The organism is Nonomuraea sp. NPDC049400, from assembly GCF_044466425.1.
In the GTDB taxonomy this organism is placed as follows: domain Bacteria; phylum Actinomycetota; class Actinomycetes; order Streptosporangiales; family Streptosporangiaceae; genus Nonomuraea.
Genome location: NZ_JBITMP010000060.1, coordinates 30,004 through 41,850 on the forward strand (window position 1 = coordinate 30,004; position 11,847 = coordinate 41,850).

At 71.7% G+C, this 11,847-nt stretch carries 11 protein-coding genes; 6 read left to right on the top strand and 5 right to left on the bottom strand.

Annotation, left to right across the window (positions count from 1 at the left end; genetic code table 11):
• Positions 1–9: 9 nt before the first annotated feature.
• Complete coding sequence (locus ACIBVN_RS51275; protein WP_397148617.1) at positions 10–2,070, bottom strand: ATP-binding protein; 2,061 nt, start codon at positions 2,068–2,070, stop codon at positions 10–12.
• On the bottom strand, positions 2,067–4,397 hold the full coding sequence (locus ACIBVN_RS51280) for an ATP-binding protein (RefSeq protein ID WP_397148619.1): 2,331 nt from the start codon (positions 4,395–4,397) through the stop codon (positions 2,067–2,069). Before ACIBVN_RS51280 ends, ACIBVN_RS51275 begins: the two co-directional genes overlap by 4 nt.
• 304 nt (positions 4,398–4,701) lie before the next feature.
• Here ACIBVN_RS51280 and ACIBVN_RS51285 point away from each other — a divergent pair, with 304 nt between their 5' ends.
• Positions 4,702–5,124 (top strand): hypothetical protein, encoded by a 423-nt coding sequence (locus ACIBVN_RS51285; RefSeq protein ID WP_349456149.1) that lies wholly within the window; start codon positions 4,702–4,704, stop codon positions 5,122–5,124.
• A gap of 21 nt (positions 5,125–5,145) precedes the next feature.
• On the opposite strand, the gene ACIBVN_RS51290 is transcribed toward ACIBVN_RS51285, so the two are convergent.
• A complete protein-coding gene (locus ACIBVN_RS51290) occupies positions 5,146–6,612 on the bottom strand; it encodes an IclR family transcriptional regulator C-terminal domain-containing protein (protein ID WP_397148621.1) in 1,467 nt (488 codons plus the stop codon).
• A 117-nt stretch (positions 6,613–6,729) separates the two neighbouring features.
• Between ACIBVN_RS51290 and ACIBVN_RS51295 the strand changes: the two genes are divergently transcribed.
• Genes ACIBVN_RS51295 through pcaG form a run of 5 tightly spaced genes read left to right on the top strand, consistent with a single transcriptional unit; the run spans position 6,730 to position 10,562 of the window.
• Positions 6,730–7,479, top strand: coding sequence for a CoA transferase subunit A (locus tag ACIBVN_RS51295; RefSeq protein WP_397148622.1), 750 nt, complete (start codon positions 6,730–6,732; stop codon positions 7,477–7,479).
• Positions 7,476–8,105 carry a CoA transferase subunit B gene (locus ACIBVN_RS51300; protein WP_397148624.1) on the top strand — a complete coding sequence of 210 codons (630 nt, stop codon included), beginning with the start codon at positions 7,476–7,478 and terminating at the stop codon, positions 8,103–8,105. The genes ACIBVN_RS51295 and ACIBVN_RS51300 overlap by 4 nt, the downstream gene beginning before the upstream one ends.
• Positions 8,102–9,247 carry a thiolase family protein gene (locus ACIBVN_RS51305; protein WP_397148626.1) on the top strand — a complete coding sequence of 382 codons (1,146 nt, stop codon included), beginning with the start codon at positions 8,102–8,104 and terminating at the stop codon, positions 9,245–9,247. Before ACIBVN_RS51300 ends, ACIBVN_RS51305 begins: the two co-directional genes overlap by 4 nt.
• Positions 9,248–9,288: 41 nt before the next feature.
• A complete protein-coding gene (gene pcaH, locus ACIBVN_RS51310) occupies positions 9,289–10,041 on the top strand; it encodes a protocatechuate 3,4-dioxygenase subunit beta (RefSeq protein ID WP_397148627.1) in 753 nt (250 codons plus the stop codon).
• On the top strand, positions 10,038–10,562 hold the full coding sequence (gene pcaG, locus ACIBVN_RS51315; RefSeq protein ID WP_397148629.1) for a protocatechuate 3,4-dioxygenase subunit alpha: 525 nt from the start codon (positions 10,038–10,040) through the stop codon (positions 10,560–10,562). The genes pcaH and pcaG overlap by 4 nt, the downstream gene beginning before the upstream one ends.
• A 17-nt stretch (positions 10,563–10,579) precedes the next feature.
• Here pcaG and ACIBVN_RS51320 read toward each other — a convergent pair whose 3' ends face one another.
• Complete coding sequence (locus tag ACIBVN_RS51320) at positions 10,580–11,155, bottom strand: hypothetical protein (RefSeq protein ID WP_397148631.1); 576 nt, start codon at positions 11,153–11,155, stop codon at positions 10,580–10,582.
• A 35-nt stretch (positions 11,156–11,190) separates the two neighbouring features.
• Positions 11,191–11,796, bottom strand: a complete 606-nt coding sequence (locus ACIBVN_RS51325) for a DNA-binding response regulator (protein WP_397148633.1) — start codon at positions 11,794–11,796, stop codon at positions 11,191–11,193.
• Between the last annotated feature and the right edge of the window lie 51 nt (positions 11,797–11,847).

The following is an 11,847-nucleotide window of genomic DNA, read 5'->3' on the forward strand; positions in this document are numbered from 1 at the left end:
GTCTCGGCCCTACTGGACCCGTGGTCCGCCCAGCGCGTAGGCCACGGCGCGTTCCGGGCCGAGCCTCGCGCCCTCGCGGAAGGCGGCCGTGAACGTCGGTCCGCCCAGCGCGCGGCGGGCCTGCCGGGTGCAGCGCTCGTGCCACGCCGCGTGGTGGCTCATCCATTCGGGTGAGGCGCCCACCGCCTCCCACATCGCGTGCGCCGCCCCCAGCAGCTCGGCCGCCCTGTCGTGCTGCTCCCGCGCGCCCGCGATCCACGCCAGCACCTCCAGGCACTGGGTGAGACACCACCTGTCGTTGATCCCTCCGGTGACCTCGGTGGCCGTCGTCACCAGCGCTTCGGCCCGCCTGCTGTCGCCCAGGTTCCACCAGGCGACACCGAGCGCCAGGTGGGCGTACGCGCGGAAGACCAGGGCGTGCTGCCGCTCGCACAGGCCCAGGAGCTCTTCGCCGTAGGCGGCGGACTGGGGCGGGTCCGCATTGGAGCCGTACGTGGCGCCGACGTAGAGTCCGAACATGATGCCGTCGAGGTCGTCGATGGCGTGGTGCAGGGCCAGGGCCTCCCGCACCAGCGCGAAGCCGCGCCGGGCGTCGCGGGCGAGGAACGCCGCGACCCCCTTGGTACGCAGGGTGTACGCCAGCAGCTTCTGGTCGCCCGCCGCACGGGCCAGGGCGATGGAGGCATGCAACCTCGGCATCCCCGCCAGGAGGTCGCCCTGGCGGATGGCGAGCATGCTGTCGGCCCAGAGTCCGGCCGCCCGTACAGGGTGGTCTTCCGGCACCTGCTCGAGGCCGCGCTCCAGCCAGTAGCGGCCCTCGGTGAGCGAGCCGGTGAGCAGCCAGAAGCACCACATCGCCGTCGCGGCGCCCACTCCCACGGGAGCCAGCCCCGGCTCGCTCATGCACGCTTCGAGGGCGACGCGGATGTTGGGCAGCTCCCGCTGCAGCCGCAGAAACCGCTCCAGCTGCTCGGGAACCATCTGGTCGACCCGGTCCTCCTCCACCAGCTTGCGGTAGTGGTCGACGTAACGCCGGCGTAGCTGCCGCAGCTCGGAGGGCGGCACCTGTTCGCAGCCGTACGTGCGCAGGCTCTCCGGCATGCGGTACCGGAGCCCGTCCGTGAGCAGGACCGACTTGTCGACCAGACCGGCGAGGTGATCGAGCACGTCGAGACGGTCGATGCCCTCGCCCGAGCACACCGCCTCCGCGGTCTCCAGGTCCGCGCCGCCGGGGAACATGCCCAGCCGGGCCCACAACCGCCGCTCGCCGGACGAGCACAGGCAGAAACTCCAGTCGATGGTCGCGCGCAGCGTCTGGTGGCGGGGCAGCGCGGCGGGAGCCCCCGCGGCCAGCACGTCCAACCGCTCGTCCAGCTCGCGCGTCAGCTGCTCCAGCGGCAGGGTGCGCAGCCGAACCGCGGCCAGCTCGATCGCCAGCGGGATCCCCTCAAGGCGCTGCACCAGCCGCGCCACGGCCGCCATGTTCCCCGGATGCAGCGTGAAGCCGGGCACGGCGCCCGCCGCGCGCTCCAGGAACAGGCGCACGGAGTCCTGGCGGGCGATCTCCCGCAGGGTGGCCCCTGGGGTCGGGATGGGCAGGGGAGCGACCCTCAGCACCTGCTCGCCGTACACCCGCAGCGTCTGCCTGCTGGTCGCCAGCACCTGCACCCGGGGGGCGGCCCGCAGCAGCCGGTCCACGAACGGGGCGCAGACCGCGCTCAGATGCTCGCAGTTGTCCAGGACCAGCAGCATCCGCCGGCCCGACAGGTAGTCCAGCAGCACGGTCATGAGGTCGGGGCGCCCGTCGCGCAACCCCAGCGCCGTGGCGACCGCCGGCTCGAGCAGGTCGCCGGTCTCCAGCGTGGCCAGCTCGACCACCTCGACGCCGTCCTGGTACGTGTCCCGCAGGAGCTCCGCCGCCCTGAGCGCCAGCCGGGTCTTGCCGACGCCGCCCACGCCGGTCAAGGTGAGCAGCCGGGCCTGGCCCAGCATCTTCCGCACCGCGGTCAGCTCATGCGTCCGCCCGACAAAGCTGGATTTGTCAGTCAGTAGGCCGGCGGTGGCGTTCATGGAGACTTCCCGGGAAGGAGCTGCCCCTGTTCGCCGACCCAGGCCGCGATCTGGGCCCGGGAGTTGAACCCGAGCTTGTTCAGGATGTGCTCGACGTGCCCCTCCGCCGTGCGCTGGGCGATGACCAGCTGGGACGCGATCGCCTTGTTGGTCATGCCCTGGGCGACGAGCCGGGCGATCTCCATCTCCCTGCGGGTGAGCGGTGAGGCCACCGCCTTGCGCGCCGGCTCGGCCACCTGGGCGGTCTCGCACATGGCGTACGCGATCGCCTCGGTGGAGCTGAGCTCGGCGCCCTTGCGGAAGCCGGCCTCGAACCGGCGCCCGCCGAGGCGTTCCCGGGCCAGCGCCTCGGCGGAGTCGTGGTAGCCGGTCAGGTAGCTGAGCAGGGGAGCGCCGAACGACCGCCAGCTCTCCTGCGAGGCGCCGAACAGCACCGCGGCGCGCTCGGCCGCGCCGTCGGCGGCCATCCACGCCAGCGCCTCGATGCACAGGGCGATGCCCAGACGGTCGTCGAAGGGCCGCTTGAGCCGGATGGCCTCGCGCTCCATCTCGACCGCCTGGGCCGTGTCGCCCTGCCGCCACAGCTCGATCCCGTACACCCACAGCGTGTACGACCTGAACCAGTGGTCCTCGCGCGCCTCGCAGATTGCCAGGCACTCCTTGTACTGGGTCTGGGCCTGATCGGAGTGGCCGAGCAGCGAGTGGGCGGTGGCGAGGTACATCAGCGCGTTCACCATGCCCATGTCCTCGCCGGCCTCGCAGTGACCTTCGACCGCCTGCTCGAGGAAGGTCACCGCGCCGGTGAAGTCGCGCTGGATCAGGGCCGCGAGGCCGGAGACGTACGCGGTGCCCGCGAGGATCCCCGCGTCGCCCAGCTCCATGCCCAGGCTGTGGCACTCGACCAGCATCTTCGCGGCCAGCGCGAAGTCGCTCTGCAGGACCGCCAGCCGCGCGTTGAGGCACAGGGCGCCGGCGCGGGCGGGAGTCGGCTCGGCACAGGCGGTGAGCAGGCGGTCGAGCCAGACGCGCCCCTCGCGCAGCGAGCCGGCCGCGATCCAGTAGAACCGCAGCGCCGTGGCGATGGCCAGGCCGCGCTCCGCCTCGCCCGGCGTCGTGAGGCAGAAGTCGAGCGCCGTGCGGAGGTTGCCGTGCTCGCTGTGCAGGCGCGTGAACCAGGCCACCTGGTCGGGGCCGAACCATTCGCGCTGCGCGCGGGTCACCAGGTCGTGGCACCAGTCGCGGTGCCGGACCTTCAGCTCCGCCTCCTCGCCCGCCTCGCGCAGCCGTTCGCGGCCGTACTGGCGGATCGTCTCCAGCAACCGGAAGCGCACCGTCGAGTCGTGCTCCTCGCGGGCCAGCACCGACTTGCCCACCAGGCCGATCATCAGGTCGACGACCTCCTCGGGGAGGATGCCGTCCCCCGAGCACACCTGCTCGGCCGCCTCCAGGTCCAGGCCGCCGGAGAACACCGAGAGCCGGGCCCACAGCAGCCGCTCCTGATCGGTGCACAGGCTGTAGCTCCAGTCGATCAGCGCCCGCAGCGTCTGCTGGCGCGGCATGGCCGTGCGCGCGCCCATCGTGAGCAGCCGGAACCGGTCGTCGAGCCGGGCCAGCAGCTGCTCCACGGAGATCGCCCGCAGCCGCACGGCCGCCAGCTCGATCGCCAGCGGGATGCCGTCGAGATGGCGGCAGATGCGCGCCACGACCTCCTGGTTGGCCTCGGTCACCTCGAATCCCGGGACCACCGCCTGGGCGCGCTCGGCGAACAGCCGTACCGCGTCGAACCCCTTCAGCGACTCGGTGGAAGGGCGCGTGCCGTTGCACTCAGGCATGGGCAGCGTCGGCACGGGCATCGTCTGCTCTCCGGCGACTCCGAGCGACTGCCGGCTGGTGGCCAGGATCCGCAGGCCGGGCACGGAGCGCATGAGCGTCTCCGCCAGCATGGCGCATGATTCCAGCAGGTGCTCGCAGTTGTCCAGGATCAGGAGCAACTGCTTGTCCCGCAGGTGATCGATGAGCACCTCGATGGACGGCCGTACGGAACGGTCCTGGATCTCCAGGCACTCCGTCACCGTCTGCAGGAGCAGTTCGGGGCTTTCCAGTGCCGCGAGCTCGACCAGCCACACCCCGTCGTGGAAGGCGCGCCGCAGGTCGTAGCCGACCCGCAGGGACAGGCGCGTCTTGCCGACGCCGCCCACGCCGACGAGCGTCACCAGCCTGGCCTCGGACAGCAGCCGCTTGACCTCGGCGATCTCGCGCCGCCGGCCGACGAAGCTGTTGAGCTCGGCGGGCAACCGGCACGAGATGATCGGTGCGGTCATGGTCATGCATGCTCCAACGGCTCAGGCGCTCGGTTCACCGTGCCGCCGGTCTCCGAGCCTCCACTATCCACACTATTCGGTGAATGGTTTTGAGTGCACTTTGTCGCTTTTCAAACGGATATGTCGGTCAAGGGCGTCTTCCTTTTTGGGAAAATTGGTAAAAAAATCTTTTTGTCGAGTAGTTGCGTTTTTGGCTGCCTTTGCCCGTGCGAAAACATAGCTTTGCCGAAAGGGCTGTTGCTGCCGGGCATTTCGGGCATGGATGCATCTGCGACCCGTGAGGTTTCAGCTCACCGGGAAGGAGACGATCATGACGTCAACACCGTTCGGACGAGCCTTCCACCCAGGCGCCGGTTTCTCCGGCTGGCTCGGATTCGCCGGCACGCTGGCCATGGTGCTGGGCGTCTTCCACATCATCGAAGGCGTCATCGCCCTGTTCAAGACGTACTTCTTCGTCACACCCGGCGGGCGGCTCCTGGTGTGGAACTACACCGCGTGGGGCTGGATCTGGCTGGCGCTCGGCGTGCTGATGTTCGCCATCGGGCTCGGCGTGCTGGCCGGGCAGATGTGGGCCCGCGTGGCGGGGGTCATCCTGGCGGGGCTCGCCATGATCGGCCACTTCGCCTTCATGTCGGCCTTCCCCGTCTGGTCGGTGATCTCGATCGCGCTCTGCGCACTGGTCATGTACGGCCTGATCGCGCCGCCGAGGGGGGCGATGGGCGTACGCGAGTGACGGCCTGCTGAGCCGGCCCCGTCACGGTCGCGCGGGGATGTGCCGCAGGTCGGCCGCCATCCTGGCGGCGGTCTCGGTGAGGGCGGGAAGCACGTCGCGGAGCAGGTCGGCCCGGCTCGCGCGGCTGGCGTGGGTGGCGACGTTGACGGCCGCGACCACCCGCCCTTCGCGGTCGCGTACGGGCACGGCGATCGACCGCACTCCCTCCTCCAGCTCCTGGTCGACCAGCGCGTACCCGTCTTCGGCGGCCTGACGGACCGCGGCTCGCAACCCGGCGGGCGACGTGATCGTGCGGCGGGTCAGCGGCTCGGGCACGATGGCCGCCAGCCGCTCACCGGGCTGGCCGGCGAGCAGTACGCGGCCCATGGAGGTGGCGTACGCGGGGAAGCGGGTGCCGACCGTGATGTTGACGGTCATGATGCTCACCGTGGGCACGCGCGCCACGTACAGGACGTCGTCGCCGGACAGCACCCCGACCGAGGCCGACTGGTGGACCCGGGCCACCAGGTCGGCGAGGTGCGGCTGGACGACCTCACCGAAGGTGCGCTCCGACAGCGCGGCGTAGCCCAGCTCCATCACCCTGGGGAGCAGCGCGAAGCGGGCGTCGTGGCAGGCCGCGTAGCCGAGCCGCTCCAGGACCTGCAGCGACCGCCGCGCGGTGGCCCTCGGCAGCCCGGTGGCCTTGGCGGCGTCGGCCAGGCTCAGGCCGCCGCGGGCCGAGCCGAGTGACACGAGCACGGCCAGGCCACGAGCCAGCGACTGCAGGAAACCCGCCCCCAGCTCGTCCTTGATGGTGCGCGAGAGATCCGGGGCGGCGGTGGGCTCCTTCTGGCGGGGTGGGGATGGCGGCTCGGTCAGGGCCGCCTCCATGGCCGCGACCGTCTTGCGCAGGCGGGGGAGCGCGTAGTCGCGCAGGCTGGCGGCGGTGTGCCTGCTGGTGTGGCTGACGACGCTCACCGCGCAGACCGCTTTGCCCTCCCGGTCACGTACGGGCACCGCGACCGCGATCAGGCCGGGCTCGATGAGCTGGTCGTCCTCGGCCCACGGCGCAGCCGGATCGAGCAGCGCCAGGCCGGCCGCGCAGCGGGCGGCGGGCAGCAGGTCGCCCACCCGGAAGGCGACCGACATGGTGCGCCGCCGGGTGAACTGGCCGATGAAGCGCACCCCGTCGCAGTCCTCGACGGCCAGCGACACGGACTCGTCCAGCTCCTCCGCCAGCCGCTCCGCCAGCGGCGCGAGCGGGTCGCGCAGCCCGCCACAGGCGAGGTAGGCCTCGCCCAGCTCCATCAGGGGCGGCGCGGGCAACATGTCGCGCCCCTCGGCGCGGACGTAGCCGAGGTGGACCAGCGTGGCCAGGACGCGGTCGACGGTCGACCTGGCCAGGCCGGTGGCGCGCACCAGGTCCGTGGCGCGCCTGCGCCCGGCGGGGCCGGCGACGAGGGCCCTCAGCACGGTCAGGCCGCGCTCCAGGGTGCCTGCGGCCTCCATCCGGCCTCCCTCTGCCCGATCAAGGGCTTTGACATGAACGAGGTCACGTACGCATACTCGTCATCACAATAGTGAACTAAAGTTCACTATGCGAACACTCCGGCTGAATGGAGCGTCGTGCGGAGAGACAAGGTGGTCGCGACCGCCGAGGAGGCGCTGGCGGGCGTGCGTGACGGCGCGTCGTTCGCGGTCGGCGGCTTCGGCCTCAGCGGCATCCCCAACGTGCTGATCCAGGCGCTGCACAACACCGGCGTGAGCGGGATCGGCGTGGTGTCGAACAACTGCGGAGTGGACGGCGGCGGCCTGGGGGTCCTGCTGGCTGCCGGGCGCATCGCCCGCGTGACCGCCTCGTACATCGGCGACAACAAGGAGTTCGCCCGGCAGTACCTGGCAGGGGAGCTCGAGGTGGAGCTCACCCCGCAGGGCAGCCTGGCGGAGCGGCTGCGCGCGGGCGGCGCCGGCATCCCCGCCTTCTACACCCCTGCCGGGGTCGGCACGCCGGTCGCCGACGGCGGCCTGCCGCTGCGCCACAACCCGGACGGCTCGGTCGCGGTGGCCTCCCCGCCGAAGGAGGTCCGCGAGTTCGGCGGCCGGCAGTACGTGCTGGAGCACAGCATCACCACCGACTTCGCCCTGGTCAGGGCCGCCAAGGGCGACCGGTGCGGCAACCTCGTCTTCAACAAGGCCGCACGCAACTTCAACCCCCTCGCCGCGATGGCCGGGCGGATCACGATCGCCGAGGTCGAGGAGCTGACCGAGCTGGAACCGGACGAGGTCCATCTGCCCGGCGTGTTCGTCCAGCGCGTCCTCGTCCTCACCCCTGAGCAGGCCGCCGACAAGGGTGTGGAGAAGAGGATGACCTCATGAGCTGGACCAGGGACGAGATGGTCGCGCGGGCCGCGGCCGAGCTGCGCGACGGCGACTACGTCAACCTCGGCATCGGGCTGCCCACCCGCATCCCGTCCTTCCTCCCGCCGGACGTGGACGTGATCCTGCACTCGGAGAACGGCATCCTCGGCGTCGGCCCCTACCCGGCCCCCGGCGCGCTCGACCCCGACCTGATCAACGCGGGCAAGGAGACGGTGACCGTGCTCCCCGGCGCGGCGTTCTTCGACTCGTCGCTGTCGTTCGGAATGATCCGCGGCGGGCACATCGACGTGGCGGTGCTGGGCGCGATGCAGGTCTCCGCACGTGGCGACCTGGCGAACTGGATGGTCCCCGGCAAGCTGGTCAAGGGCATGGGCGGGGCGATGGACCTGGTCCACGGCGCGCGCCGGGTCATCGTGATCATGGATCACACCGCCAAGGACGGCACTCCGAAGATCGTCAAGGAGTGCTCGCTGCCGCTCACGGGGAAGGAGTGCGTACACCGGATCATCACCGACCTCGGCGTGCTCGACGTCACCGGCGGCGGGCTGAGGCTGGTGGAGACCGCGCCCGGGGTGAGCGTGGCCGAGCTGCGCGACCGTACGGAGACGGAGGTTCTGGGATGAACACCGTGTACATCGTGGACGCCGTCCGCACGCCGTTCGGCCGCCACGGCGGGGCGCTGGCCGGGATCCGGCCCGACGACCTGGCCGCGCACGTCGTCAGGGCCATCGCCGAGTGCAACGGCGTCGAGGCCCCCGACGAGGTGATCCTCGGCAACGCCAACGGGGCGGGCGAGGAGAACCGCAACGTCGCCCGCATGGCCGCGCTGCTGGCCGGGCTGCCCGTGACCACGCCGGGCGCGACCGTGAACCGGCTGTGCGGGTCCGGCATGGAGGCCGTCATCCAGGCGTACCGCATGATCGCCCTCGGCGACGCCTCCACCGTGATCGCCGGCGGCGTGGAGTCGATGACCCGCGCCCCGTGGGTGCTGCCCAAACCGGACAAGGCCTTCCCTGCGGGTGGACAGGAGCTGGTCTCCACCACGCTCGGCTGGCGGCTGGTCAACCCGAGGATGCCCGCCGAGCACACCGTGTCCCTGGGCGAGGGGGCCGAGCTGATCGCCGACAGGCACGGCATCGCCAGGGCGGAGCAGGACGCGTACGCGCTGGCCAGCCACCAGAAGGCGGCCAAGGCGTCGTTCGAGCGCGAGATCGCCCCCATCGGCGGTCTGACCAGGGACGAGGGCATCCGCGAGGACACGAGCCTGGACAAGCTCGCCCGGCTCAAGCCCGTCTTCCGCGCGAACGGCACGGTCACCGCGGGCAACGCCTCGCCGCTCAACGACGGCGCGGCGGCGCTGCTGCTGACCGACGAGGCCGGGTTGCGCGGCCGCGAGCCGCTCGCGCGGATCACCGCGAGCGCCGCGAGCGCCCTCGAACCCCGCTACTTCGGGCTGGGTCCGGTCGAGGCATCGCAGAAGGCTCTGGCCAAGGCAGGCAAGGGGTTCGGCGACCTGACGACCGCCGAGCTGAACGAGGCGTTCGCCGCGCAGGTGCTCGGCTGCCTGGCCGAGTTGCCCGATCTCGATCCCGCCATCGTCAACCCCGACGGCGGCGCGATCGCCCTGGGCCACCCGCTCGGCGCCTCCGGCGCCCGCATCACCGGCGCCGTGGCCCACCGGCTCGCCGCCGCCGGCTCCGGCACCGGGCTCGCGTCCCTCTGCATCGGCGTCGGCCAGGGGCTGGCCGTCGTCCTGGAAAGGTAGCCGCAGATGAGCCTGGCCGTCGTTCTGGAAGGTAGCCGTACATGACCCCACCTCTCACCCAAGCCGACATCGACCGCGAGATCGCCGAGCTGCACACGGCTCGCGGCGCAGCGGCGGCCGACCACCCCGATCGGGACTTCGCCCCCTACCGCAGCAGCGTGCTGCGCCACCCCAAGCAGCCGCTCGTCGCGCTGAAGGACCCGGAGGCGGCCGAGCTGAGCGGGCCGGTCTTCGGCGTCACCGACGTCACCCCGTTCGACTCGGACCTGACCCGGCAGCACCTCGGCGAGCCCCTGGGCGAGCGGATCACCGTGCAGGGGCGGGTGCTGGACCGCGACGGGCGGCCGGTGCGGGGCCAGCTGGTGGAGATCTGGCAGGCCAACGCCTCGGGCCGCTACCTGCACCAGCGCGACGACCATCCCGCGCCGCTCGACCCCAACTTCACCGGCGTGGGCCGCTGCCTGACCGACGACGAGGGCGGCTACAGGTTCACCACGATCAAGCCCGGCGCGTACCCGTGGCGCAACCACGTCAACGCCTGGCGGCCCGCGCACATCCACTTCTCGGTGTTCGGCAGGGCCTTCACACAGCGGCTGGTCACGCAGATGTACTTCCCGAACGACCCGCTGTTCCCGTACGACCCCGTGCTCAACTCCGTCACCGACGAGCGGGCCAGGCAGCGGCTGGTCTCCGCCTACGACCACGATCTGTCCGTGCCGGAGTGGGCGCTCGGCTACCGGTGGGACATCGTGCTGGACGGCCCCGCCGCGACGTGGATGGAGGAGGGCCGATGAACCCCACCCCTTCCCAGACCGTGGGCCCGTTCTACGGCTTCGCGCTCCCGATCCCCCGCGGGGGCGACATCGCCGAGAGCGGCATCACCGTCCACGGGTACGTCTACGACGGCGCGGGCGACCCGGTGCCCGACGCGCTGCTGGAGTTCTGGCAGGCCGGCCCGTCCGGCAGCCTGCGGGGGGCGCCGGGCTCCCTGCGGCGCGACCAGGTGAGCGGCGCGCTGCTCGGCAGGCACGGCGTCGACTTCACCGGCTTCGGCCGGGTGCCCACGGACGGCGACGGCCGCTGGACGTTGCGCACGCTCCTGCCCGGCACCGGGTACATCAGCGTCTGCGTGTTCGCCCGCGGTCTGCTCCACCACCTCTACACCCGCATCTACTTCGGCCAGGACGCCTTCCTCGACTCGCTGCCCCCTGAGCGCAGGCGGACGCTGGTGCCGGTGGAGGAGCGCGAGGGCGTCTACCGGTTCGACATCCACCTGCAGGGCGAGAAGGAGACCGTCTTCCTCGACTTCGGATGAGCGGCTGCCGGAGGCGGTCAGACCAGGCCGACCATGAAGCCCTCGTCGCGGATGCCCAGGTAGACGGCCGGGCGGTACTGCCGCATGGCGTGCTCGATGACCGGGATGTATCTGGGGTTCGAGCCCAGCGGGAGCCGGTAGCCGTTCTTGACCGTGTGGAACTCCCACAGGTGCTCCATGTCCGGATGGCGCGCGCGGAAGCCCGGGTCGGCGGGGAAGAGGTCGAGGCGGACCATCGTCCTGCGGATCAGGTAGTCGGCGAGCTTGACCCGGCGCTGCTGCGTACGCGAGATGCCCACCCCGGACAGCTCGTTCCACGGTGCCGCCCACGGCTTGCCCTGGGGGTCGTCCCAGCGCACGCCGAAGCCGTCGAAGACGAGCCGGCGCGGCCGGCTGACCTTGCGCCAGGCGATGATCGGCAGTAGCCCGATGAACAGGAAGATCAGCCCGAGGACCAGCACCACGACCGCGCTGCCCGAGCCGCCCGTCGTCTGCCCGGTGAGCACGGAGAAGATCGCGATGAGCCCGATGACCCCCGCGACGGACCCGCCGATCAACGCCCTCACCTTGGCGTCACCGCCTACGTCGATCACCACCGGAGGCGGCGCGAAGGCAGGGGGCGTCGCGGTCACAGCCAGCCGGCTTCGGTGGCGATCCGGACGGCGTCCAGCCGGTTGCGGGCGTCGATCTTGGTGACGATCGCCCCCAGGTAGTTGCGCACGGTGCCCTTCGTGAGATGGAGCGCGGCCGCGATCTCCGCGAGGTCGTCGCCGCCGGCGGCCAGCCGCAGCACGTCGACCTCGCGCGGTGACAGCGGGTTCTCCCTGGCCGTGATGGTCGCGGCGGCGAGGGCGGGATCGACCACCGTCTCTCCGGCGTTGACGCGGCGCACGGCCGCGGCGAGGTCGGCGGGCGGGGCGTCCTTCAGCATGAACCCCCCGACCCGGGCCGCGAACGCCCGGCGCAGGACCTCGGGGCGGCCCAGCTGGGTGAGCATGAGCACGCGGCAGCCGGGGAGCAGTCTCCCGAGCTCGGCGGCGGCGTCGATGCCGTCCATGCCGGGCATCTGCACGTCCAGCACCGCGACGTCGGGCCGGTGCTCCAGCGCCGCGGGCACCACCGCGTCCCCGGACGGCACCTCGGCGACGACCTCGATGTCGGGCTCCAGGCGCAGGAGCGAGGCGAGCGCACCCCGGATGAGATGCATGTCCTCGGCCAGCAGCACCCGAATCACCCTCAACTCCCCCCGAGGCAGAAAGGACCATGATATTTCCGATGTCCGGTT